The sequence below is a fragment of the Candidatus Krumholzibacteriia bacterium genome, from assembly GCA_035268685.1.
Classification (GTDB): Bacteria; Krumholzibacteriota; Krumholzibacteriia; order JAJRXK01; family JAJRXK01; genus JAJRXK01.
The window spans coordinates 1-24,427 of the sequence record DATFKK010000042.1 but is presented as its reverse complement, the minus strand read 5'-3'; the positions used below and the strand labels follow the sequence as shown (position 1 = coordinate 24,427).

The following is a 24,427-nucleotide window of genomic DNA, read 5'->3' as shown; positions in this document are numbered from 1 at the left end:
GAAGCAGTGCCGCAGGACGTGCGGTGTGACGCGGTCGGCCAGACCGGCGGGCGTGGCCCACCGACGCAGGATCTTCCACAGACCCATGCGCGAGAGCCGTCCACCCCGGGCGTTCACGAACAACGCCCCCTCGACCCGCCCGGCCACCAGCCGCGGCCGCAGGCCGTCACGATAGTCCACCACGGCCGAGAGCGCCGGCAGACCCACCGGAACCTGGCGCTCCTTGTCGCCCTTGCCCACGACGCGCAGCAGGGCCTCACCGGCGTCGAGGGACTCCACCCCCAACGCGCACACCTCGCTCGCGCGCAGGCCGCAGGAGTACATGAGTTCCAGGAGGGCCCGGTCCCGCGGGGCGAGGGGGTGGGCGGCGTCGATCGCACCGAGCAACCGATCGATCTCGACGGGGCGCAACGCGCGGGGCAGACCCCGCGGCAGACGAGGCCCGGACACCTCGCGCGAGGGATCGTCGCCGCAGAGCCCGGCCTCGCAGGCCCACCTGTGCAGCCCGCGCACCGCGGACAGCGTGCGGGCCCGGCTCCGCGCTGCGAGCCCCGCCTGGTGCAGGGATTCGAGGAAGTCGGTCACGTGCCGCGGACGCACCGCCGCCAGCGAATCCACACCGCTCCGGGTCAGGTGGTCGACGTATCGCGCGAGATCGCGAGCGTAGGCCTCGATCGTGTTCTCAGGGGAGTTGCGTTCGATCTGCAATCCGGTCAGGAACCCGTCGCGTGCTGCCGCCAGGGCATGCGGGACCGGGCGGCTCACGCGACCCCTCCTCGGGTCAGGAAGAATCCGACGATGCGTTCGGCGTCACGGGGACCGATGCCCGGCACCCGCACGAGCTCGTCGATGGGCGCCGCACCCACCGCCTCGGCCGATCCGAAGTGGGCGAGCAGGTTGCGTCGCTTGACCGCTCCGATGCCGGGGATCTCGTCGAGCACGCTGCTCAGGGTCTCCTTGTCGCGCAGACGCCGGTGGTAGGTGATCGCGAAGCGGTGGGCCTCGTCGCGGATGCGCTGCAGGAGCTTCAGAGCGGCACTACTGCGCGGGAGTCGGACCGGGTCGGCCGACCCCGGCAGGTAGATCTCCTCTTCGCGCTTGGCCAGCCCGATCACCGCGGTCTCGACGAAGCCGTACCGCCGCAGCGTCTTCACGGCCACGCCGAGTTGACCCGCCCCCCCGTCGACCACGACCAGATCGGCCGGCAGCTTGTCCTCGTCCTGAAGACGGCTGTAATAGCGCTCGAGGCACTCCTGCATCATGGCGAAGTCGTCGATCTGTTCGGTCTGCTTGATCCGGAACCGCCGGTAACGGCTCTTGAGCGGACTGCCCGCGGAGAAGAACACGAGGGCCCCGACACGTTGGCCTCCCTGGAAGTGGCTCATGTCGAAACACTCGATCGTGTGCGGTGCCACCGGAAGCTCCAGACGTTCCTTCAGGTCGAGGACCTCGGGCACCTCGTCGCGCCGATCCCGCACCCGAGACGGATCGGTCCGCGCCATGCGCTCCCGCAGCTTCAGGCGGGCGTTGGTGCGGGCCATGCGGACCAGCTCGGCCCGGTCACCCCGTCGGGGGACGGAAAGCCGGACGCGATGTCCATGGCGCTCCCGGAGGAGCTCTTCCCACTGCTCGGTGTCGGCGAGCACCCGATCCAGGAGGACCTCGGTTCCGAGCTCCGTGCTGCGCGTGAGGGTCTCGGCCGCGAAACGCTGGAAGAACTCGTCGTCGGAGTCGTCGAGCCGGCTGCCGAAGACGTAGTCCTCCGACCGGGTGATCTTGCCGTCGCGGACGCGGAGCACCACGCCGCAGGCCTGCCTACCCTCCCGTTCCAGGGCCAGGGCATCGACGCGCGTGGCCGGACTCATGACCACGCGTTGCTTCTCGGCCACCTGGTCGATGGCGTCGATCCGGTCGCGGATCTGTGCCGCCTCCTCGAAGCGCAACTCGAGCGAAGCCCGTTCCATGCGCTCATGGAGAACCGTCTTCAGGTGATCGCTCCGGCCCTGCAGGAACAGCCGGACCTCTTCGACCAGGTCGGAGTACTCGTCCTTCGTCACGTAGTCGACGCACGGCGCACAGCATCGCTCGATGTGGTAGTCGAGGCAGGGACGGGGCACCGTCTCCTCGGGAAGGTCCAGGTTGCACGTTCGTACGGGAAGGATCCCCGTCAGGGTCTTCAGCGTCAGCCGCATGGCCCGCGCGTTGGTGTAGGGTCCGTAGTACTCGTTGCCGTCGTCCTCCGCCCGCCGGGTCACGAAGATCCGCGGGTACGGCTCGCCGGTGGTCAGGCAGAGATAGGGGTACCGCTTGTCGTCCTTCAGGCGAATGTTGTATCGCGGCTTGTATTCCTTGATCAGCTGGTCCTCGAGCAGCAGCGCGTCCTGCTCGCTCGGCACCACGATCCAGTCGAAATCCGCGATCCGCGTGACCAGGGTGCGGGTCTTGGGGTCGAGCATGGTGATCGGGCCGAAGTAGTTGCGCACCCGGTGCGCCAGGCGCGAGGCCTTCCCCACGTAGATCACCTTGCCCCGGTCGTCCTTCATCAGGTAGACGCCCGGGGCAGCCGGCAGGGAGCGCAGCTTCTCGCGCACCGGCTCGGGAACGTGGCCGTGGAAATCCTCGGAAGGTGTCTGCCGGTCGTCCATGGGCGGCTCGGGGCGGTCGGGGGCGCGGGCGGTGTCGAGAACGAACACCAAGCGGGCCCGCTTGACAAGCCCGGGGAGTGGATCTACCTTCCGGGCTCGCGTGCCCGCGATCGGGCGCGCGTCTCCGTGACGTGGCCGCCAGTGAGCGCCGGCGGAGTTCCCCGAGCGAGGAACCGAACGTGCCGCACCACAAGAGCGCCAAGAAGCGCGTGAAGACCAACGAGATCCGCCGGAAGCGCAACGCCGCCCGCCGCACCCGCATGCGCCGCAGTGTGCGCGACCTCCGCACCACCCTCGCCACCGCATCGGTGCTCGACGAGGCCCAGACCAGGGAGCTCGTCGCCGTGGAGAGCCTGCTCGACCGCATGGCCGGCAAGGGTCTGATCCACCGTAACAAGGCCGCCCGGCTCAAGAGCCGGCTGACGCGCCAGGCCAACGCGCGCAGCGAGGGCAGCGAGGGCTGAGCCCACTCTGCCAGCCTCGGCCCGCGGCGAGACCGCGACCGTCCCACGAACGCCGGATCCTGCGATCCGGCGTTCCGTCGTAGCCCCGGGGATCGGCCTAGTACTGCAGGCCCAGGTAGAAGTCCGTGTCGAGGCCCGACACCGCTTCGAAGTCGTGCCGGCGGACGAAGTCCACCCGGAACACGATCGGCGGATACAACGTCATCGAAGCGCTGTAGCCGAAGGCTCCGATCCAGCCGGTGTCGTTGAAGTCACCGTCGACCCGTGCGATGTCGTTGAACAGCACGCCGCGGATCGGCGGCAGCTCGAAGGGCCCGATCGGGAAGCGCAGTGCGATGCGCTCGATCAACGGGAACCGCAGCTCCTGGCTGAAGAGTGTGGTCCGATCGCCCGCGAGGTCGTTGCGACGGTAGCCACGGATCGTCTCCGGTCCACCCAGGTAGAAGAACTGCTGATCCCCACCCCAGTTGCCCCTCCACTGCGCACGGCTGGCGAGCACGATGCGGCGACCGAGGTCGTCGTAGCGCCGCACGTCGAGCTGCAGCGTGCGCCGGTCGAAGCCACGATCGAAGAGATCGTAGGTCTCGCCGAAGGTCACGTTCGCGCGCATGCCCCGGATGGGTCCGTTCCAGGTCCAGAGGGTGTTGTCGTGGACCAGGCTCACGAAGCCACTCGCCAGCCAGGTCTGGTTGTCGGACTGTTCGAAGACTTCGTTCTCGGCCCGATCGAGGTGCCGCCCCACTGCCGTCAGCTCGAGGCGCTGGAACTTCGAGAAGGGATAGGTCAACCCCACGAAGCCCCCGGTGCGAACCTCCGAGTTGTTCACCCGCACGAACGACTGGAGCCGCTGGCGCACGGCCACGCGGAACACGCCGAAGCGCCGGTTCCAGCGCTGGCCGAGATCGGTGTAGGTGAAGCCGAGATTCAGGTCCTCGAGGTTGAACTCGTCGGTGGCGGTGCCCACGTAGGCACTCACGCGGTGGTTGCCCAGCATGTCGGTGAACCCGAAGTTGGCACCCGATCCGTAGGGCAGGTCGGGATCGAGAGCGACCACGGACTGGACGATGTCCAACCCGAGGTCGATCTCGTACTCCGACGGAACGGGAACGGTGTCGAGTTCGGGAATCCCCGCCCCTGTGGCCGTGGTCCGGGGCAGATCCTGCACCGCGGGGGTCGGACGTGAACCGGGGACAGGCTCGGCGTCCACGGTGTACAGCCGGAAACGACCCTCCTGATAGACCGTCATCACCAGCGAGGCACGTGTGGAATCACCGGTGGCGGGAACGACGTCGGGACCGAAGACACCACCGGTGACGTTCGTGAGGGGAACCACGGTCGCCTCGACCGGATCGTAGCGGTAGGCGTTGCGGGCCCCGTCGCGATCGCTCACGAAGGCCAGGAAGGTGCCATCGGGCGACCACACGGGTGACGTGTCCTCGCCCGAGGAGAGCACCAACGGCTGCACGGGACTGCGGCCGAAGGCCTCGATCTCGTAGAGACCGTGGCGACCGTCTCCCGGGCGGTGCCGATCCGACGCGAACACCAGGCGATCTCCGTCGGGATGCCAGTCGGCGTGCGTGTCGTGGTACAGGTCGTCGGTGACCCTCCATTGCGCTCCCGTCTCCCGATCCACGACGTACAGATCGCTCCACCCGTCCTCGTCCAGCCCACTCACGACGATCCGCGTGCCATCGGGGGAGAAGGCCGGGCTCGAGACCTCGGTCGCGCCGTCCACCGTGAACTGTTCGACGACGTCGCGTTCCCGCAGGTCGTACACGTACACGGCGTCGCTGGCCCCGCTCTTCGCAACGAAGGCGACCCACCGGCCGCCATGGGTGTCCAGGCGCGAGCGCAGCAGGGGCAGCGACTCGAAGTCCGCCTCGCGTCCTCCCTCGACCAACTGCTCGAAGTCCGCGTGTCCGTTCCGGCCCGCCCGGACGTGGAACAGGCTGATCGTCCCCTCGCGGGCACTGAGACACACGAGCTCGAGCTCACCCGAGGCGTCCACCACCGCGGGCATGGTGTCGAAGGTGCCGTCGCGAGCGACGACCGTGGCCTGCTCGCCGATCTGCCGCCGGCGCATCATCTCGGGGAAGTACCGGCGCTTCACGTACGTGCGCCACTGCTGGTCGAGCTCCTCGAGACCGAGGCCGAGCTCCTTCTCGAGCACCTCCACGAAGTGGCGTCCGCGCCACCACTGTTCCAGCAACAGGGCCGGAGCGCGGTCACCGTACTGTGCACGGAGGAAGTCGAGGATCGACTCGCCCTGTTTGTACATCTGGAAGGAGCCCCAGATCCTCCACATCTCCGGGATCGGGACCAGTCGGTCGTTCAGCACGGCGTCGCGCATGATCATGTGCGCGCGATCATCGGGCTCCTCGTTCGCCAGGCTTTCGGCCAGACCCTCGACGAACCACAGGGGCGGCCCTTCGTAGTCGAAGATCCCACGATCGGTCATCACGCGGGCCAGCTTGGCCAACATGAAGGCGTGGACCATCTCGTGCCGGATCAGGTGTCGGAGCTCGGCGCGATTCCCGGTGGCCCGCAGCGCCACGCGTCCCTTCGCGAACTCCGTGAAGCCGGCCGTTCCCTCGCTGATGAAGTTCGGGATGACGTGGGTCTGCTTGAGGTCGTGATGGGTTCCGTAGAGGATCAACGGAACCTGTTCCTCGAACTCGTAGTCGAACCACGCGGAGAACTCGGCGTAGGTCTCGCGCGCGACGCCCAGCGTGAACCGCGCGAGCTCCTCCTCTTCGGGGTAGAAGTACACCGAGAGGCGGTCTTCCTCGTACACCAGCCACTCACGATCCTCGTACACCACCTTGTTCTTGCCGAACAGCAGCTGGGCCGAGGCATCGGCGGCGATCAGGCTCGTCAGGGCGGCCAGGATGCACACGAGCCGCTTCACGGACGCCACTCCGTGACGAACACGCGCTCGGCGGGGCCGGTCAGGGCCCAGCGGTCATCGCACGGATCCACGCGGAGCACCGCACCTCCCCGCGTCCGGAGATCGACCGGACTCTCGGCGAGCGCGGCCGCGGCGCTGATGCACCCGCTGCCGCAGGCCAGGGTCTCGGCCTCCACCCCACGTTCGAAACTCCGGATGGTCCACGTGTCGGCGCCGCGATGGACGAAGTGCACGTTCGCTCCCTCCGGTCCGAGTCCCTCCCAGTGGCGCAGCGTGCGCGCCGCCGCCTCGAAGTCCCCCTCGATCGTGGGGAGGTCGACCTCGACCACCAGGTGCGGATCGCCGGTGTGGACCCGCGCGCCGCGTCCACCGCCGGGGATGGCGATCCACTCCGGCGCCGCGCGCGGCGCGTCGACGTCCAGCCGGACCACCGCGCGACGGTCGACCCGTTCGACGACCGTGGCCCCGACGGCCTGGTGTTCGGTGCGGATACTCAGCGCATCGGCCGTCCAACCCTCCAGGACGGAGTACAGGGCGACGCATCGACTGCCGTTCAGGCACAGGCCGGCCCGTCCGCCGTCGCGGTTGTAGAAATGCATGCGGACGGCGTCGGTCCCCTCGGGCTGGACGAACAGGACCCCGTCGCCACCGATTCCCCGCCTGCGATCGGCGAGGGCACGGACCAGCGTCGCGTCGTCCGGCGATGCGGGCGGCGCCGCGGCCACGACGCAGAAGTCGTTGGCCGCGCCGTGCATCTTGGCGACCACCAGTTCCGTCGGCCGGGTCATGCCGTTGCGCTACTCGGGCGCGGGGGGAACGATCTGCAGGTCGAAGGGCACCGGGGGATTCCTCAGGGTGTCGATCGCGTCGAAGCTCAGGGTGCTGTCGGGCCAGCGGACGTCGAGGGACTCCACCGTGGCCGGAGCCACTTCGAGCGTGTCCGGGGCCAGGAAGGGTTCGCTCGACCCGAGAGAGTCGGGACCGAAGCGACCGTCGGCCACCAGATCCACCCACGCCCCCCACGACACGCGGCCCGGTGGAACTTCGACCTCCGCCCGTCCCAGGGTGTCGGCCGCCGAGGACACCGAGCGATCGGCGACCTCCCCGCGGGCCCAGAACACCACGTCGACGGTGTCGACCTCCACCGAGACCAACCGGAACCGCACGGGGACCGGGCCTTCCCGGTCGATCAGCACGAGATCCGACTCATCGAGGGTCAATGTACTGTCCGCCGGACCCAGGAACAAGCTGTCCACCTCGGCCACGGGCTCGCGCTCGTCACGCCGCGCGTTGCCGTTGCGGTCGAGGTAGGCGGTCAGCTGGTAGGGCCCCGACGGCACGTCGAGCCATCGGAGGGTGAAGCGCCCCGTTTCGTCCCCGTCGGCGGTGCGCCATCGAGTGGTCACCCGCGAGCCCTCCGGCGGCGGCAGGTCCAGCTCGGCCCGCAGCTGCGTCCAGTCGACCTCGGGGGCCTTGGCGGTGTCGGGAAGCGTCGGATCGGGCTTCAGGCTCGCGTCGCCGGTGATCCTGCCCGGGGGGAACGACTCGGCGCTGGTGAAGGCCCCCCGGATCTCCTCCTCGAGCGCCACGCCGTGGCCGTCGCGCAGGCTGGTGGTGAGCGTCCACACCACCACCGTGTCGGGCGGCCAGGTCTCGGTGGGCTCGAAGACGACGGTGAGGTCGTCGAAGTCGGGACGCTCCAGGACCAGCCGCGGAACGGTCGTGAGGGCGCGCGCGGCCGAGCGCCGGTCGATCTTCTCGCTGAACTCGAAGCGCAGCGGCTGTTCGAGGTCGACGTCGGTCGCCAGCGATCCCGGATCGACCGACACCAGGGACGGTGGCGTGCGATCGACCGGTCCACCCGGAGGACGACCGACCTCGGCGCAGGCGGCGAGGGTGATCGCCACCCCCATCGCCACCAGCAGGACCGCGCGTCGTACGCCCACGTCAGGGCATCAGCAGGCTGAGGATCGCGCGCTGGACGTGGAGACGGTTCTCTGCCTCGTCGTAGACGCGGCTGCGCGGACCGTCCATGACCTCGTCGGTGATCTCCATGCCCCGGTGTGCCGGGAGACAGTGCAGCACGATCGCGTCGTCGCCGGCGTGCGCGAGGAGCTGGTCGTTGAGCTGGTAGTCCGCGAAGGCCCTGGCACGCTCCTGGGCCTCGGCCTCCTGCCCCATGCTCGCCCACACGTCGGTGTAGACCACATCGGCTCCCTTCACCGCGTCCTTCGGGTCGTGCGACACGGTCAGATCGAGCGTGCCCATGGACTTCGCCTTGTCCACCACCTTCGGATCGGGGGCGTAGTCGCGCGGCGTGCAGATCACCAGGGGGAAATCGAGCAAGGCGGCCGCGTTGATCCACGAATGGGCGATGTTGTTCCCGTCGCCCACGTACACCACCTTGCGTCCCTCGATGTTCCCGAAGTTCTCGATCACCGTGAACACGTCGGCGAGGATCTGGCAGGGATGCGTGAGGTCGGTGAGGCCGTTCACCACCGGTACGGTCGACTCGCGGGCCAGCTCCTCGACGTGGCCGTGGTCGAAGGTGCGGATCATGATCCCGTCGACGAAGCGGCTCATCACGCGCCCGACGTCGGCGATCGACTCGCGTTCGCCCAGACCGATCTCGGCGTTGGTCACGTAGAGCGAGTTGCCGCCGAGCTGCTGCATGGCCACCTCGAAACTGACGCGCGTCCGCAGGCTCGGCTTGTGGAAGATACAGGCCAGCGTGCGGTTCGTGTGCGTGTGCTCGAGGCGGTGTTCGCGGGCCAGGGGCTTCTGCTCGCGCGTGGTCCCGAACACCTGCTCGATGTCCTCGCGCGTGAAGTCGAGGATCGTCACCAGATCCTTCGAGCTGAGCTTGCCGGCGTTCTTGGCCATGGGCTGGTCTCTCCTGTGCGCACGGGGCGCGACGATTCGGGGGTCAGAGGATGTAGCGGCTCAGGTCCTCGTCGGCGACGACGTCCTTCAACCGCTGGTTCACGAAGTCACGGTCGACCACCACGTGCGTGGGCGGCGGCGGGCCGTCACCCTCGGGCGGTAGTTCGAACAGCATGGTTTCGAGCAAAGTGCTCATGATCGTGTGCAGTCGACGCGCACCGATGTTCTCCTGGCGTTCGTTCACCTCGTGGGCCACACGCGCGATCTCCGCCAGGCCGTCGTCGGTGAACTCGAGTTCGCAACCCTCGGTGTCCAGCAGCGCTCCGTACTGCTTCGGCAGCGAGTTCTCGGGCTCGCGCAGGATCCGCTCGAGGTCGGTCTGGCGCAGACTCTCGAGTTCCACGCGAATGGGGAAGCGGCCCTGCAGCTCCGGGATCAGATCGCTCGGCTTGCTCACGTGGAAGGCCCCCGCGGCGATGAAGAGCACGTGATCGGTGCGAACGCTGCCGTACTTGGTCTGCACGGTGCCGCCCTCGACCAGCGGAAGCAACTCGCGCTGCACGCCCTCGCGGCTCACGTCGACCTGACCACGGGACTCGCTGCTGCCGGTGATCTTGTCGATCTCGTCGAGGAAGACGATCCCCGCGCGCTCGGTACGCTCGACGGCTTCGCGGCCGACCGAGTCCTCGTCGATGCGCTTGTCGATCTCCTCGTCGCGCAGCATCTGCCGCGCGTCCTCGACCGTGACCTGTTTCTCCTTCTTCTTGCCGGGGAAGAGCCCCTTGAGCGCGTCGCCGAGGTCCTGCCCCATGTCGCCGCCCATGCCGACCACGTTGAAGGGCATGCGCGGGGTGTCGCTGACCTGGATCGTGATCTGCCGATGGTCGAGTTCGCCCTTGCGCAACTGTGCCCGTAGCGATTCGCGGCTGCGCTCCCAGCGCTCGCGGGTCTCGTCGCCGACGCTGGCCAGGGGCGGAAGGAGCTGATCGAGGATCCGGTCCTCGACGCCCCGCGCGGCCGAATCCTCCACCTCGCGCGCCCGTTCCTCACGGACGAGTTTGAAGGCGGCATCGACGAGTTGCCGGATCATCGACTCGACGTCGCCGCCCACGTAGCCCCGCTCGGTGAAACGCGTGGCCTCCACCTTCACGAAGGGCGCGGCGGCCAGCCGCGCCAGGCGCCGGGCGATCTCGGTCTTCCCGATCCCGGTCGCGCCGATGAGGATGATGTTGTTCGGCGTGATCTCGTCGCGCATGCCCGAGTCGACCGCCAGGCGGCGCCAGCGGTTGCGCAGCGCGACCGCCACCGCCCTCTTGGCCTTGTCCTGGCCCACGATGTAGCGATCGAGTTCGCGGACGATCCGTCGCGGCGTGAGCTCCTCGGTCGGGGGACCGTGTTCGGTCTCCTGGTGCACTGGAAGGTTCATGACGCGCCTCCGTCTCTCGAACCCAGGCGCAGGACCTCGATCCGGTCGTTGGTGTAGATGCAGAGTTCGGCGGCGATCTCCAGGGCGCGGCGGCATACGGACTCGGCGTCGAGATCGCTGTGACGGGCCAGCGCGCGAGCCGCCGACAGGGCGTAGTTGCCCCCACTGCCGATGGCCAGGATCCCCTCGTCGGGCTCGATCACGTCTCCGTTGCCACTGAGCAGGAAGGCGCGTTCGGCGTCCATCACCACCAGCATGGCCTCGAGGCGGCGCAGCACCCTGTCGCGGCGCCACTCGGTGGCCAGGGCCACCGCGGCGCGCGCGAGCTGACCCCCGTGGGACTCGAGCTGCCCCTCGAACTTCTCGAACAGACTGAATGCGTCGGCGGCCGAACCCGCGAATCCCGCCAGGACCCTGCCGTCGGACATCGGGCGGACCTTGCGCGCGCCACTCTTCACGGCGACGTCGCCGAAGGTCACCTGGCCGTCACCGCCGAGGCAGACCTGGCCCCGTACCCGCACCCCGAGGATCGTCGTCGATCGTATGCGTCTGCGTTGCTGGTTCATCCTTCGTCCTCCTCGGCCGCGCGCGCCGTCCGGGCGCGGGGGTGCGCCGCCTCGAAGGCGTTGCGCAGGCGTGCACTGGTCACGTGCGTGTAGATCTGCGTGGTCGACAGGTCCGCGTGGCCCAGCAGTTCCTGCACGCCCCGCAGTTCCGCCCCACGGTCGAGCAGGTGCGTGGCGAAGGCGTGACGCAGGTCGTGCGTCGACAGACGCGGCCCGGCCGTCTCGCGGACGGCCCGCTCGACCACTCTCTGGACGGTACGACGCGCGATCGCCGCGCCGCCGCGCCCTGCGAACACCGGAGCCGCCGCCGTGCGCGCGTCGATGCGCCCGGTCCGGACCGCCCCCCAGGTGGTCGCGTCGAGCCGGCCGGCAAGATAGGACCCGAGGGCGTCCTTCGCCGTGTCCGTGACGGGAACGAGTCGTTCCTTCGAGCCCTTCCCCGTGACGCGAAGTGAGCCGGCCGTCCAGTCGACGTCGCCGAGCCGCAGTCCCACGAGTTCGGCCAGGCGCAACCCGGAGCCGTAGAGCACCTCCAGGACCGCTCGATCGCGCCGGCCCCGGCGGGTCGAGAGATCCGGGGACTCGACGATGCGGGCGACGAGTTCCTCGCTCACGGTCCGCGGAAGACGTCGGCGCCCCGAACCCAGGCGGAGCGCCACGGTCGGATCGCCGTCGCGCCGACCCTCGCGCACGAGGAAACGGAAGAACCCCCGCAGCGCGGCCATACGCCGCGCCAGCGTCCGCGCGCCGATGCCACGCCGACGTTCGGCCGCGAGGAAGGCACGCAGGTCGTCGGCGTCGAGCACTCGCCAGTCGAGGGCACGGCCCGCGTCCTCCGCCCAGCGGCGCACTGCCGCGAAGTCGGTCCGGTACGCCTCCACCGTGCGCTCCGACGCACCGTCGACGGCTCGCAATCGCTCCAGGTATCGCTCTTCGGGTCGATCGCTCATGGCGCGCGGAGTGTAGCCGCCGCGCGGGGCCTTGCAATCCCCGGGATCGATCAGGGGCGGACGGCTCCCGGCAGATCCGCCGTGATCCGCCCCGGGCTCTCGTCGCGACCGCGTACCCAGGCCTCCATCTGTTCGGCCGCACGGCGCGCGTAGGCCTCCTTGCGCAACCGCTTGTCGCGCACGCGCTCGTCGAGCGGTGGAACGAGCCCGAAGTTCACGTTCATCGGGGTCAATCGCTCGATCGAGGTGTCGCGCAGATAGGCCAGAAGGGCGCCCAGGATCGTCGTCGACGGAGGCGGGGTGAAGTCCCGGCCGCGGACGCGGTCCTCGATCGATCGCGCCGCGATCAGCCCGACGGCCAGGCTCTCGACGTAACCCTCGCAACCCGTCATCTGACCGGCGAACCAGACGCCCGGGTGCTTGCGCCACGACAAATCGGACTCCAGGTGTCGCGGCGAATCCAGGAAGGTGTTGCGGTGCAGACTCCCCAGACGGGCGAACTCGGCGTTCTGCAGGCCGGGAATCCGGCGGAAGACGTCCTTCTGACCGCCGTAGCGGAGCTGCGTCTGGAATCCGACGAGCCCGTACAGCGTGCCGTCGCGGGTCTCCTGCCGCAGCTGCACCACGGCCCACGGACGCCGTCCCGTACGCGGGTCCTTCAGACCCACCGGACGCATGGGTCCGAAACGTAGACTCTCGCGCCCGCGCTCGGCGATGACCTCGATCGGCATGCAGCCCTGGAAATAGGCGGCCTTCTCGAAGTCCTTCATCGGAACGCGCTCGGCGGCGAGCAGCGCATCGACGAAAGCCTCGTACTCGTCGCGGTCGAGCGGACAGTTCAGGTAGTCGGCATCGCCCTTCTCGTAGCGCGAGGCCCGGAAGGCGATCGACGTGTCGACGGAGTCGAGCAGGACCGACGGTGCGATTGCGTCGTAGAAGTAGAGCCCCTCGTCGCCCATCTCGGTGTGGATCCACTCCTGCAGGCCGGGCGCGGTGAGCGGGCCCGTGGCGATCAGCGTCGGGCCGTCGACCGGGGGCTCCGAGACCTCCTCGCGGATCAGGCGGATCCGATCGTGGGCCTCGATCTCGTGCGTCACGAGATCGCCGAAAATCTCACGGTCGAGTGCGAGGGCGTGACCGCCGGGCACCCTCGCCCGGCGCGCCAACGGCAGGAGGCGTGCGCCGAGCAGCTCGAGTTCGACCTTGAGAGTGCCCGAGGGGGTGTCGGTACGCTCGCTCTTGAAGGTGTTGCTGCAGACCAGCTCGGCCAGGCGCTCGCTGCGATGGGCCTCGGTCCGACGAACCGGGCGCATCTCGTACAGGTCGACGTCGAAGCCCCGATCCGCGAGCTGCAACGCGGCCTCGGTGCCGGCGAGTCCTCCGCCGACGATCGTGATGCGCGGCTCGTTCATGCGCTCGGTGCTCAGTTCGCGCCGTGGCAGCGCTTGTACTTCTTACCGCTGCCGCACGGACAGGGGTCGTTGCGTCCGATCTTCTCGCCCTCACGGACCACGGTCTGGCCCTTCTGTTGTTCGGTCGCTCCCTGCCCCATGGCCGACACCGAGTCCTTGCTCGTACGCGCCTGGTCGAACACGCCCTCCAGTTGCGGAGCACCGGCGGCGGTGCCCAGAGCCGATCCCGCCTGGGCCTTCGCCCTCGACGCATCTTCGGCCGCCGTCGGCGCCCCGGCGTCGGGCTTGCGCGCCGCGCCCCCGCGGAGCACGGCGTCGGGCGAGGGCTTCATCGCCACCTCGAGGCGGAAGAACCGGGTCACGGTTTCCTTGCGCGCGCGGGTCATCATGTCTCCGAAGAGCTGGAAGCTCTCGGACTTGTACTCGAGCAGGGGATCCTTCTGGCCGTAGGCACGCAGTCCGATACCGCTGCGGAGCATGTCGAGTTCGTGCAGGTGGTCCTTCCAGAGCTCGTCGATGGTCCGTAGCACGACGTAACGTTCGAGCTGCTCGGTCAGGTCCGCCCCCAGCCGCTCCCGCTTGGCACTGCGGGCCTCGATCGCGGTCTCGAGCAGATGATCACGCAGGACGTCCTGGCCGATGCTCTCGCGTTCCTCGTCGGCCACCGGCAGCGGAACGAGGAAGGTCGAGGTGTACTCGAGGGACAGGAGCTCCCAGTCCCACTCCTCCGACGGCAGATTCGGATCGACGCACTGCTCGAGAATGTCGTCGACCGTCTCCTCGATCATCTCGGTGAGGATCGGGGTGACGTCGGGATCGAGCAGGGCGTCACGCCGGAGGGTGTAGACCACCTCGCGCTGCTTGTTCATGACGTCGTCGTAGTCGAGCAGACGCTTGCGGATCGAGAAGTTCTGGCCCTCGACACGCTTCTGCGCGCGCTCGATGGCCTTGGTCACCATCGAGTGGGTGATGACCTCGCCTTCCTCCACGTTCATGCGATCCATGAGCCCGGAGATCTTGTCGACGCCCGCGAACAGGCGCATCAGGTCGTCCTCGAGACTCAGGAAGAAGGTCGACGCCCCCGGGTCGCCCTGGCGTCCGGCGCGACCTCGCAGCTGGCGATCAATGCGCCGGCTCTCGTGGCGTTCCGAGCCGATGATGTGCAGTCCGGCCACGTCTTCGTCGTCGCCCGCTTCGAGCACGCCCGGGCCGAGTTTGATGTCGGTCCCGCGACCGGCCATGTTCGTGGCGATGGTCACGCCACCCCGGCGGCCCGCTTCGGCCACGATCTCGGCCTCGCGGTCGTGCTGCTTGGCGTTCAGCACGTTGTGCTTGATGCTCTTGCGGCGCAGCATGCGGCTGAGGGTCTCGCTCACCTCGACCGTGGTGGTGCCCACGAGCACCGGCAGGCCCTTCTCGTTCAATCGCTGGATCTCGTCGGTGATCGCGTTGTATTTCTCGCGCTTCGTCCGGAAGATCAGGTCGTCGCGGTCGTCACGGCGGATCGGCTCGTTGGTCGGGATGACCATCACGTCGAGATCATAGATGTCGTGGAACTCGCCGGCCTCGGTCTCGGCCGTTCCCGTCATCCCGGCCAGCTTGTCGTACATGCGGAAGTAGTTCTGCAACGTGATCGTCGCGTAGGTCTGGGTCTCCCCACGGATGGTCACGCCTTCCTTCGCCTCGAGCGCCGAGTGCAGACCATCACTGAAGCGGCGGCCGTGCATGATACGGCCCGTGAACTCGTCGACGATCATGATCTGACCGTCCTGGATCACGTACTCGTCGTCCTTGGTGAACAAGGTGTAGGCCTTCAGCAGCGTCTGGACGGCGTGGACGCCCTCGTTGCGTTCGCCGTAGATGCGGTGCAGCTCGTCGACCTGCTTGGCCTTGTCCTCGGGGCTCAGCGATTCGTCGCCCTCGATGCGCCCCAGTTCTACCGACAGGTCGGGCAACACGAAGAAGTCGGGATCGCCGGCGTCGAAGTGTTCGCGGCCCTTCTCGGTGAGATCCACCGAGTTCTGCTTCTCCTCGATCACGTAGTAGAGATCCTGGTCGGCTTCCCACATCGCCTTGTCGCGCATGTAGGCCGCCTCGGTCCGCGAGATCACTTCCTGGATCGAGGGATGGTCCTTCTTGAGCTTCAGCAGACGGGCGAGCTTCGGACCGCCACGGTTCACCTGCAGCAGCTTCACGGCGAGCTCGTCGCCGATTTCGTCGCCGTTCCTCAGGACGCGCTCGGCCTCGGCCAGGTGCTCGTTCACGAGCCGGGTCTGCAGGCGCACGAGCTTCTCGACCGCCGGCTTCAGTTCGCCGTAGCGATCGCGCGTCTGGGCCACCGGACCACTGATGATGAGCGGCGTACGTGCCTCGTCGATCAGGACCGAGTCGACCTCGTCGACGATTGCGTAGAAGTACTCGCGCTGGACCAGGTCCTCGGCACGCACCGCCATGTTGTCGCGCAGGTAGTCGAAGCCGAACTCGTTGTTGGTTCCGTAGGTGATGTCGCAGTTGTAGGACTCACGCCGCTGCGCCGGAGTCATCTGACTGCGGATCGAACCGACGGTGAGACCGAGCCAGCGGTAGATCCCGCCCATCCACTCGGCGTCGCGCTGGGCGAGGTAGTCGTTCACGGTGACCAGGTGCACGCCCTTGCCCGCGAGTGCGTTCAGGTACACGGGCATGGTCGCGACCAGGGTCTTGCCCTCACCCGTGGCCATCTCGGCGATCTTGCCCTGGTGCAGGGCCACGCCGCCGATGATCTGGACGTCGTAGGGCACCATGTTCCAGGTGGTCTCCTGCCCCATCACCGCCCAGCTCTCGCCACGCTCGGTGAGGCGACGGCAGGTCTCCCACACCGTGGCGAAGGCCTCGGGCAGGAGGTCGTCGAGGGTCTCGCCGTCGGCGAGACGCGCGCGGAACTCGTCGGTCTTCGCGCGGAGCGCGTCGTCGTCGAGTGCCTCGAAATCGGGCCGGAGTTCCTTCACCCGGTCCACGAGCGGAAGCAGCTTCTGGTAGTCACGCTTCGCCTTGTTCTTGACGAATTTCTCGATCAGCTTGGTGAGAACCATCGTCCCGGGGTGGGCTGGAGTACGGGTGGCGTGCGATGAACGCGGGGGCGAACACGAAGGTTCCCGCCCCCGAGGGACGGGAACCTCTCTCGGAACCGGTGATGATCCGAGATGTGGAGGGCCGCCGCAGCGACCCGGATCGGCTCAGACGACTTCGACGTCGATGGCCTGCCGGAGCGAACCGTCCCGGCGGACCTCGAAACGCACGGTCTGACCGGCGCGCAACGAGCGGTAACCGCGCCCCAGGATCGCCGTGTGATGTACGTAGAGGGGTTCGCCCCTGTTCTCGTCGTCGAGATCGATGAAACCGTAGCCTCGGTGGTCACTGAACCAGCGGATGACACCCGTCCGCATCGAGACCTCCAGCACGAGGGTCGTCTAGGGGTCGTCAAGATCCAAGCTAGTCGGCGGGTCCGGGAGGTGTCAAGGAAGTCCGGGCCGACGAGGCCGCGGTGTCTCACTTCTTCCCGAACAACCGCCCGATCGACCGTAGGAGGCCGCCGGAGCCCGGCTTCGCGCGGCCGTTGCGGTGTTCGAGGGCCAGGGGATGGCGCGGGTCGAGTTCGAGCGCGGCGTCGAAGCAGTCCTGCGCGGTCGCGATCAGCCCCGCCTGGAGGTAGACGTAACCGAGCCGGGCCTTGAAGTCCGCATTGTAGGGCTCCGCCTCCACCGCGCGCCGGCAGTGGTCGCGGGCCCGGTGCAAGCGCTCGCCCTCGAGGGCCATGAGATGGCCCAGCATGGATTCGTAGTCGGGCTCGTCGGGGACGGCGCGCACGACGGCGGCCATCGTGCGCAGGGCACGGCTTCGATCCCCGTTCTCGAGCAGCGACAGGGCCTTCTGGTAGGCCAGCCGCGCGTCGCGGGCCTCCTCGAGCGTCGGCCCGCGGCGACCCACGGGTGCCGGGCTCGCTTCGGGTACGACGACGGCCGGTCCTTCCGCTGCGGCCGGTTCGCCCGTCGGGTCTCCACCCTGGCGCTGCCGATCGTGCTCCTCGCGTCGGGCGGGATCGACCAGGATCTCGTAGGCGTTCTGCACGGCCAGGAAGCGCTCGGTCGCGACGGGGTCGCTACGGACCTGCCGATCGGGATGGAGTTGCTTCGCCAACCGGAAATAGGCCGAGCGGACCTCTGCGGTGCTGGCCGTGGGCTCGATCCCGAGGACGTCGTAGTGGTCGACCACCATCTGTCTCAGTTCCCCCCCGCCCGGGCACGGATCTCGTCGAGAGCGCTCAGGGCCAGAGGGTGGTGCGGATCACAGCGGAGCACGTCGTTCAGCTGTGCGTCGGCTTCCGCGTACCGTTCGAGCTCCATGAGGGTCAGAGCGAGATTCATGCGGGCCTTCGTGTAGCCGGGGTGGATCGCGATCGCCTCGCGAAAGGCACGTTCGGCGCTCTCGTGCTGGTCGAGCGCACCGTGCGCGAGCCCCAGCAGGTGCAACAGATCCGGGAAGCGCCGGCCGTCGTCGAGCATGCGCTCCAGGAGTTCGATCGCGCGCAGCGGCGCGCCGTCCTGAAGGGCGATGATCGCACGTTCCTTGGCGCGATCCCGCGGCTCGGGATTGCGGTCACGCATCGCCAGGATTCTGACCAGGGCCGCCCCCGGATCGTCCGCCTCCAGCTCGCGCCGCGCGTCGGCGATCTCGTCGTGGAACAGAGGCGGCGCGTGGGTCTCCAGGGCCTCGAGCACCGCCTCACAGTCGTCACGACCCATCTCGACGCGCGCCTGGAGAGCGTCGAGCCGAGCACCGAAGAAGCGCGGATTGATCTCGAGGGCCCGGTCGAAGGCCTCGACCGCTCCAACCGGGTCGTCGTGCGCGAGACGGATCCGGCCGATCCGTTGATGGATGTCGGCGAAGGTGGGCTGCAGCCCCGATGCGCTCTCGTAGCACTCGAGGGCGGCGACGGGGTCCTCGTCGACCGTGCGGTCGCCGAGCTGCAGGAGGGCCTCGCAGGTGTAGAGGCGGGCCATCTTCCGGATGCCATCGTCGGGTGCGTCGAGAAGGGGCTCGAACAGCTCCGCTGCGCCGCGCAGATCCCCGCGTTGCATCCGTTGAAGGCCCTCGGTGAACGGATCGGACGGAATCAGTCCGAAGAGACGGCGCAGGAACACGGTGATCACCCCGCTTGCTCGGGTCGTCCCGGCACCACGAACCAAACGTTCGGGAGCACGGAACGAGCCCGATGCAAGGTCCTGGCCAGCCGTCTCAGGAGCTCCCGCCGAGGACCCTCGCGTAGAGATCACCGTACCGCAGCCAGTGCCGCATGACGTGGTAGACGTAGTCGCGGGTCTCGGAATAGCTGATCACGAGGATCCCGAGCGTCTCGTCGGAGCCGGGCGCGCGGCGCTCCTGCCAACGGCGCCCGTTCCAGTCGCCGGCATTGTAGGCGGCGAGGGCACGGACACGGTCAGCCCCGGAACGGTCCAGGAGATCGTCGAGGTGGGCGATCCCGAGCCGGAGATTGGTCGACGGCGTCAGCAGGTCCTCGGTTCCCGGAGCCGGCAGGCCGATCTGTTCCGCCGTCTCCCGCGCGGTCGACTCGATCAGCTGCATGAGGCCGTGGGCACCGGCGATCGACACCACGTCGGCGTCGTAGAAGCTCTCGCGGCGGACGAGTCCCCACACCAACGCAGGATCGACCCCTGCGTCGACCGCCCGACGCAGGACGTCCACGGCGTAGGGTGTGGGCATGGCGGCCACGATGGCCGCACGAGCCAGTTCCGGGCCGTCGTCGCGCAGTCGCCGCTCCAGGATCCAGCCGTACCGACCCTGGACCTCGGGGAGGCCCCACCGCCATGCGAGCCGCACCGCGGCGGCCACGGCCGCGGTGTCCCCACGCCGTTCGCGGGCCCACGACGCCAGCCGCGTCTCGGCCTCCACCATGAGTCCCAGCTCGGCGATGCGCTCGATCACCTCGAGACCGCGCGCGGAACCGGCGCTCGGACCGAGGTGCCCGATCAGTCTCTCGAACGCGCGCTCCTGGATCTCGAAAAGAGACCGCGCCGAATCGACGGGATCGAGGTCGCCGTTCACGACACGCGCGGGGCCGGGGTCGCGCCATAGCGGGCTGAAGGGGTGCTCGCGTTCGAGCTCGGTACGCAGAGCCGTGGCGCGATCCGGATCGGCGGCGGCCGCCAGCCGCAGCGCCGCCGCGGCGTCGAGCCCGTCCTCGAGATCGCGGCGAGCGCGTGCGAACACGGCGCCCACTGCGGTGTCGTCGTCCTGCTGCGAACGCAACCAGAGCGATCGCAGCACGGCGGCACTCCCGTACGGGCCGTCGGGACTGCGGCGGTACAACTCCTCGTAGCGGTCGATCGCGGTGTCGAACTCTCCGCTGAGCTCCCACATCCAGGCACCTTCCCACAGGGCCTCGACAGCCCGATCGGTGTCGGGATACCGGAGCGCGACCGCGTCGAAGGCCGCGGCCAGGGCGACCGAATGACCGGAGCGCCGTCGGACTCCCAGCGGATAGGCATCGAGCTCGGCGCGTTGCTCGTCGTCGAGACGGCGCGGCCGGTCACCGTCGAGCCAGACCGCGAGATCGTCGTGACGCCGCAGGCGGTAGTACTGCTCGGCCACGAACACGTAGAGCCAGGCGCGCTCGGTCGACTCGACCTCGGCCTCGAGCGCGAGGCGCGCCAGTTCGAGGGCGTCGTCGCGCCGGAACGAGCGCACGAGCCAACGCAGGACCTCGCGCCGGTCCTCCGCGCGGCGGATCGCACCGGCCAGCTCCGGCGTGTCATCCCACAACCGCAGGGCGATCCGGTGTCGCTCGGGACGACGGATCCGATCGATGCTGGCGGCCCATGCACTCCCGGCAGCGTCGACACGCCCGGCCTCGAGCAGGACGAGAGCGCGACGCAGGAACACCGGTTGCCGTCGCTCGAGATCGTCGGCGCGGACCCACGCCCGGTCGAAGGTCTCGGCGGCACCTTCGACGTCGCCCTCCAGCCACTGCAACCACGCGCCGAGCGCGTCCCACACCGCGTCGTCGTGCGTGCGCAGCGGTTCCCTCCGGATACGCCGCGCGGCCGACGCGTCGTCGGTGTCGAGGGCCAGTTCGAGTCGGCGCCGGTCGAACAACGCCTGGACGAGGTCGGGTTCCTCGCGGGTGGCCGGCCAGCTCGCGCGGGCATCCGCGTAGGCCTGCGCCGCTCCGCCGGGATCACCCCGCCGCAGGGCGACCCGGGCGCGACCCCATTGCCGGAGATGCACCGACCAGTCGGGGTCCTCGAGACTCTCCGCCACGGCCTCACGATCGTGCAGTTGCCATCCGATCACGAAGCGGTCGAGCGGGCGCAGCTCGGTTGGATCGTCGGGCAGCGAGATCAGGGACCGCCACGGCGAGGCGCTCGCGGACGTGGCCGCCGCGAGCACGAGGACCAGCACGAGGGTGCGGAGATCGAGGGTGTGCGCCGAGATCCTTCTCATGGCGTCCGTCCGTGGGGGTTCAGTTCAACCAGACGAAGGAGATCGCCCGGCTGGGATCGTCGCTCAGGACCAGGAAGTAGACCCCCGATCCCAAGCGTGCGCCCTCGGCCGAGCGCCCGTTCCACTCGAGCAGGTCCGTGCCCGCCGGGATCGTGAGCTGCGCCACCTCGCGCCCCCGGACGTCGATCACGCGGAGGGCGACGTCCTCGTCGCGGACCGGCGTCTCGAGCACGAGCTGACCCACCGCAGGGTTCGTGAGCAGTCGTGGCAGCGCTCGCTCCGGACTCCGACGGTACCCGGCGCGTCCGAGCAGCAGGGGCGGCGTCGACCCACCCGGCGTGTCGCCCGCGATCTCGGAGAACAGGCCGACCTCGAAAACGTCGACCGAGGCCGGCACGTCGATCGGATTGACGGTGGTGGCGTCCGAGCGCACCGAGAACAGCGGCGAGGCGGCGATCCAGGTCTCCGCCCCCGGTCGACGGTAACGGAAGCGCACCTGATCGATGGGCGCGAGGTCGCCGTCGAAGTCCGTGCGCACCTCCAGCCCTCCGCCCTCGCGCGGGCGCACCGTGAGCGCGGCGCGCGGAAGCGGCGACAGCGTGCCGGCCCCCGCGATCTGCCATCCGCGGGCCGTCCCGATGCTGTCCGAACCGAAGCGGAAGCGCACCCGGAGCGGCAGCGCGTCGTCGGGGAGGGTCATCCGGGTGGGCTCCCAGATCCACGCCTGTCCACCGAGGCCCGCTCGAGCGCGGACGGCCGCGGAACTCGCCCGCCACACCTGGACCACGTCGCGCCCGCTCGGCTCGACCACGCGCCATCCGCGATCGGGCACGAAGACCTCGACCACGCCGGCATCCCACGTCATGCCGGGCAGGTCGCGCTCGACGTCCTGGCGCGACCAGAACTCCAGTTCGCGTTGCTCGCCGAAGCCGGTCCAGCCGCTCTCGACCGCGACCTCGACGTCGTCGGCGTAGCGGAGTTCGCCGTCGGTGCGCAGGCCCCACCCCGCGCTGGTCGTCCGCGGCAGATCGGCGAGGCCGAGCCGTTCGAATCGGGTGGTGTCGGTCGCGGCGGAAAGGACCCGGGGAACGAAGTCCTCGAGGCCCAGATCGTTCGACAGCCCCGGACCCAGCTGCACGGGAATGCCCAGTTCGATCGTCCTCGCCGGGCGGTCGTCGACGCGCAGCGTGATCCGCACGTCGAGAGGACCCTCGCCCGCGAGTCCGTCCTCCTCGGTCACCACCACCGTCGGCGCGGGCGACCACATCGCGCCGTTCCTCTGCAGCGTGATGCCCGTGGACGGCTCCACCGATCCGTTGCGGCCGGTCGGCAGGATCTCGAGGTCGATCTCGGCGTTCGTCACCGGCTGCGCACCGACGTCGTCGAACTCCAGCCGCCACGCCGTCGATCGTTCCAGGCCGATGAAGGTCCGAGGCTGCTCCTGCGGTTGTGGAAAGGCCGCGCTGCGGAGTCGGAGCCAGGGTCCGTCGACGATCCCCACCTGCACCCGATGGGCACCCGCTGCGTCGGCCGGTCCGATCTCGATCACCGGCGCCGGGCGCGCCGGGTCGGGGATGCCGGACACCGTCGCCGGATTCGTCGTCGCGTCCAGGCGGTCGGCGCCGGCACTGCCGTCGAAGGGATCGTCCGCGTCGCCGTCGTCGTCGCCGTTGCCCAGGTCGTCCCGGCCGTCGGCCTGCAGGAGTTCGAGATAGTCGGACCCGAGTCCCAGGTCGCCCTGACGGCCGTCGACGCGGTACACGAGAACTCCCGAACCGGGGAGATCGGCATCGACGATCGCGTCGGGCCGGCGTCGGCGGGTCTCGAGAACGAAGCGTTCGAAGCCCCAGTCTCCGGTCGGACGGACCTCGAGGCTGCTGCCGCCGCTGGCGTCCACGGGAACGAGGTCGAACTCGGCGTCACCCTCGGTGATCCTCGTGTCGTCCCACCCGAGGCGGATCCGGCTCCATGCGTCCAGTCCGGACGGCGACGATCCCCGCCCACCCCAGGTCCCGCTCGCCATCAGCGACCATCGGCCCAATCCCCCGAGCCGGGCCTCGGCTCCACCGGTGTCGCTCTCACGATCCCGGGCGTGGTCGTACAGGTCTTCCAGACCGAGAAGGTGCCCGAACTCGTGCACCCAGACGCCCAGCGGTCCCCGCGCCGACGTCACCACGAAGGCGTCGGCGGCCAGGTCCGTTCCCGCGATCGGTCGACGGTCGAGCCTCGATTGGAGTGACACGATCGCGCGCGCGGCGTCGCTCGGCTCGACCTCCCAGCCGGGCTCGGGATGCAGGACCACCACGAGATCGAGCACGCCGTCGTCGTCACCGCTCCCCGGGATGCCGTCGGGCCCGTCGTCGTCGAAGACGCGGAGATCGCCCACCACCGCGGCGGCGGCATCGAGGGCGTCGGCGGCCATGGCGCGCGGGCCGGCCGTGACGTTGGGCACGGGCCGACCGTCGATCACGTTCGGGTAGTCGCTCTGCAGGGACCCGGGCAGACGCAGCCAGGGCAGCACCCGCCCGGTGGGCGCGAAGCGGCCTCCGCTCACGTGATTCCAGTAACCGCGCACGCTGTTCTCGCCGGGACCGAACCAGGCGCGCTCCAGGTCCTCGCGCGAGACCGGAGGACCCACCGCATCGGCGGGCAGAACCGGGATCACGAGCACGCGCTGCCCCACCGCGGTCCCGCGCTCGAGAACGCGCGACCGGGGCGTCGGCCGGCCCACGTGGTCCTGGCCGAACTGCACGAGCGCCCGTGACCACGCCCCGGCGTGCGGACCGTCCCAGACCGGGTGGCTCGGGTCGAGGGTGGTCGCCCCGGCCGGGGCGACGCACAGGACGGCCATCAGGCCCAGCGCGGCGATGCCACTGCACCGGGGGAGGAATCGCGTCGGAGGAGTCGCTGCCGTCATGGTGTCCGTCGAGGGAGGAGGACGAGCTCTCGTGGTCGATCAAGTTGCGTCGTCGGCCGCCCGGAGGAAAGCCCCTACTCCCATTCGATCGTGGCCGGTGGCTTCCGGCTGATGTCGTACACGACGCGGTTGATCCCGTCCACCTCACGCAGGATACGGTCGCTGATCCGGGCCAGGACGTCGTCGGGGATCCGCGCCCAGTCCGCCGACGTGGAATCGGCACTGGTGACCGCGCGCAGCACCACCGGGCGCGCGTAGGTCCGGGCCTCGCCGACCAGGCCGGCCACGTCGAGCGGGAGCAGGATGCACCCGGCCTGGTAGATCCGATCGTACAGATCGGCGTTGCGCAGCTCCTCGACGAACACGTGATCGGCGGCCCGCGCCCGCTCCAGTGAGTCCGGATCGACCGCACCGAGCACCCGGATCGCCAGGCCCGAGCGCGGGAAGGGGTGTCGGTTCAGCAGGTCGGTGGGAATCCCCAGTTCGCGGCCGACCGCCCGCACGTCCTCGCGAAAGAGTTCGGACAGCGGCTCGAGGACCTCGATCCCGAGTCGCTCGGGCAACCCCCGGATCGCGCGGGGCAGATCGGTGTAGCCGTGCTCGCGAACGGTCCCGTTGCCCTCGATCCGGTCGGAGTAGAGCGTGCCCTGCACGAGGAAGTCGAAGGGACCATGCTCGGTGGCGGCGGTTCCGAGCACGTCGACGAAGGTCTCCTCGATCACGCGGCGTTTCCGTTCGGCCTCTTCCACGCCCGCG

At 69.2% G+C, this 24,427-nt stretch carries 18 protein-coding genes; 1 reads left to right on the top strand and 17 read right to left on the bottom strand.

Features of this window, described 5'->3' with window-relative positions:
* Positions 1 to 765 (bottom strand): tyrosine-type recombinase/integrase (locus tag VKA86_04745; protein ID HKK70503.1); only part of this gene is annotated, 765 nt, incomplete at its 3' end.
* The gene (gene uvrC / locus VKA86_04740) at positions 762 to 2,693 is read right to left on the bottom strand and encodes an excinuclease ABC subunit UvrC (protein ID HKK70502.1); all 1,932 of its coding nucleotides are present in this window, start codon (positions 2,691 to 2,693) and stop codon (positions 762 to 764) included. The genes uvrC and VKA86_04745, both read right to left, overlap by 4 nt.
* A gap of 131 nt (positions 2,694 to 2,824) precedes the next feature.
* Between uvrC and rpsT the strand changes: the two genes are divergently transcribed.
* Positions 2,825 to 3,109 (top strand): 30S ribosomal protein S20, encoded by a 285-nt coding sequence (gene rpsT / locus VKA86_04735; protein HKK70501.1) that lies wholly within the window; start codon positions 2,825 to 2,827, stop codon positions 3,107 to 3,109.
* Between the two features lie 97 nt (positions 3,110 to 3,206).
* On the opposite strand, the gene VKA86_04730 is transcribed toward rpsT, so the two are convergent.
* The 15 genes from VKA86_04730 to VKA86_04660 form a co-directional block, all read right to left on the bottom strand.
* Positions 3,207 to 6,017 carry a hypothetical protein gene (locus VKA86_04730; GenBank protein HKK70500.1) on the bottom strand — a complete coding sequence of 937 codons (2,811 nt, stop codon included), beginning with the start codon at positions 6,015 to 6,017 and terminating at the stop codon, positions 3,207 to 3,209.
* Positions 6,014 to 6,805 carry a diaminopimelate epimerase gene (dapF, locus tag VKA86_04725; GenBank protein HKK70499.1) on the bottom strand — a complete coding sequence of 264 codons (792 nt, stop codon included), beginning with the start codon at positions 6,803 to 6,805 and terminating at the stop codon, positions 6,014 to 6,016. The genes VKA86_04730 and dapF overlap by 4 nt, the downstream gene beginning before the upstream one ends.
* 9 nt (positions 6,806 to 6,814) lie before the next feature.
* Complete coding sequence (locus VKA86_04720) at positions 6,815 to 7,963, bottom strand: Ig-like domain-containing protein (GenBank protein HKK70498.1); 1,149 nt, start codon at positions 7,961 to 7,963, stop codon at positions 6,815 to 6,817.
* A gap of 1 nt (position 7,964) precedes the next feature.
* Positions 7,965 to 8,900 (bottom strand): ornithine carbamoyltransferase, encoded by a 936-nt coding sequence (gene argF / locus VKA86_04715; GenBank protein ID HKK70497.1) that lies wholly within the window; start codon positions 8,898 to 8,900, stop codon positions 7,965 to 7,967.
* Positions 8,901 to 8,943: 43 nt separating this feature from the next.
* Positions 8,944 to 10,326 carry an ATP-dependent protease ATPase subunit HslU gene (hslU, locus tag VKA86_04710; protein ID HKK70496.1) on the bottom strand — a complete coding sequence of 461 codons (1,383 nt, stop codon included), beginning with the start codon at positions 10,324 to 10,326 and terminating at the stop codon, positions 8,944 to 8,946.
* Positions 10,323 to 10,892, bottom strand: coding sequence for an ATP-dependent protease subunit HslV (hslV, locus tag VKA86_04705; GenBank protein ID HKK70495.1), 570 nt, complete (start codon positions 10,890 to 10,892; stop codon positions 10,323 to 10,325). Before hslV ends, hslU begins: the two co-directional genes overlap by 4 nt.
* Positions 10,889 to 11,842, bottom strand: coding sequence for a tyrosine recombinase XerC (locus tag VKA86_04700; protein HKK70494.1), 954 nt, complete (start codon positions 11,840 to 11,842; stop codon positions 10,889 to 10,891). Before VKA86_04700 ends, hslV begins: the two co-directional genes overlap by 4 nt.
* A gap of 50 nt (positions 11,843 to 11,892) precedes the next feature.
* A complete protein-coding gene (gene trmFO / locus VKA86_04695) occupies positions 11,893 to 13,254 on the bottom strand; it encodes a methylenetetrahydrofolate--tRNA-(uracil(54)-C(5))-methyltransferase (FADH(2)-oxidizing) TrmFO (protein ID HKK70493.1) in 1,362 nt (453 codons plus the stop codon).
* 11 nt (positions 13,255 to 13,265) lie between these two features.
* Positions 13,266 to 16,325, bottom strand: coding sequence for a preprotein translocase subunit SecA (gene secA / locus VKA86_04690; protein HKK70492.1), 3,060 nt, complete (start codon positions 16,323 to 16,325; stop codon positions 13,266 to 13,268).
* 144 nt (positions 16,326 to 16,469) lie between these two features.
* Positions 16,470 to 16,679 (bottom strand): cold shock domain-containing protein, encoded by a 210-nt coding sequence (locus VKA86_04685; GenBank protein ID HKK70491.1) that lies wholly within the window; start codon positions 16,677 to 16,679, stop codon positions 16,470 to 16,472.
* Between the two features lie 103 nt (positions 16,680 to 16,782).
* On the bottom strand, positions 16,783 to 17,508 hold the full coding sequence (locus VKA86_04680; protein ID HKK70490.1) for a DnaJ domain-containing protein: 726 nt from the start codon (positions 17,506 to 17,508) through the stop codon (positions 16,783 to 16,785).
* Positions 17,509 to 17,513: 5 nt separating this feature from the next.
* On the bottom strand, positions 17,514 to 18,443 hold the full coding sequence (locus tag VKA86_04675) for a tetratricopeptide repeat protein (protein ID HKK70489.1): 930 nt from the start codon (positions 18,441 to 18,443) through the stop codon (positions 17,514 to 17,516).
* 85 nt (positions 18,444 to 18,528) lie between these two features.
* Positions 18,529 to 20,754, bottom strand: coding sequence for a lytic transglycosylase domain-containing protein (locus VKA86_04670; GenBank protein HKK70488.1), 2,226 nt, complete (start codon positions 20,752 to 20,754; stop codon positions 18,529 to 18,531).
* 19 nt (positions 20,755 to 20,773) lie between these two features.
* Positions 20,774 to 23,671 carry a M6 family metalloprotease domain-containing protein gene (locus VKA86_04665; GenBank protein HKK70487.1) on the bottom strand — a complete coding sequence of 966 codons (2,898 nt, stop codon included), beginning with the start codon at positions 23,669 to 23,671 and terminating at the stop codon, positions 20,774 to 20,776.
* 74 nt (positions 23,672 to 23,745) lie between these two features.
* Positions 23,746 to 24,427, bottom strand: a 682-nt coding sequence (locus tag VKA86_04660; protein HKK70486.1) for a GMP synthase (glutamine-hydrolyzing), incomplete at its 5' end; no start/stop codon positions are given.

Bases quoted from the DNA above. Each gene is read 5' to 3' on its own strand.
- VKA86_04670 (HKK70488.1), bottom strand. From the start codon at position 20,754: ATGAGAAGGATCTCGGCGCACACCCTCGATCTCCGCACCCTCGTGCTG.
- VKA86_04680 (HKK70490.1), bottom strand. From the start codon at position 17,508: ATGGTGGTCGACCACTACGACGTCCTCGGGATCGAGCCCACGGCCAGC.
- argF (HKK70497.1), bottom strand. From the start codon at position 8,900: ATGGCCAAGAACGCCGGCAAGCTCAGCTCGAAGGATCTGGTGACGATC.
- VKA86_04685 (HKK70491.1), bottom strand. From the start codon at position 16,679: ATGCGGACGGGTGTCATCCGCTGGTTCAGTGACCACCGAGGCTACGGT.
- trmFO (HKK70493.1), bottom strand. From the start codon at position 13,254: ATGAACGAGCCGCGCATCACGATCGTCGGCGGAGGACTCGCCGGCACC.
- VKA86_04700 (HKK70494.1), bottom strand. From the start codon at position 11,842: ATGAGCGATCGACCCGAAGAGCGATACCTGGAGCGATTGCGAGCCGTC.
- secA (HKK70492.1), bottom strand. From the start codon at position 16,325: ATGGTTCTCACCAAGCTGATCGAGAAATTCGTCAAGAACAAGGCGAAG.
- dapF (HKK70499.1), bottom strand. From the start codon at position 6,805: ATGACCCGGCCGACGGAACTGGTGGTCGCCAAGATGCACGGCGCGGCC.
- VKA86_04665 (HKK70487.1), bottom strand. From the start codon at position 23,671: ATGACGGCAGCGACTCCTCCGACGCGATTCCTCCCCCGGTGCAGTGGC.
- hslU (HKK70496.1), bottom strand. From the start codon at position 10,326: ATGAACCTTCCAGTGCACCAGGAGACCGAACACGGTCCCCCGACCGAG.
- hslV (HKK70495.1), bottom strand. From the start codon at position 10,892: ATGAACCAGCAACGCAGACGCATACGATCGACGACGATCCTCGGGGTG.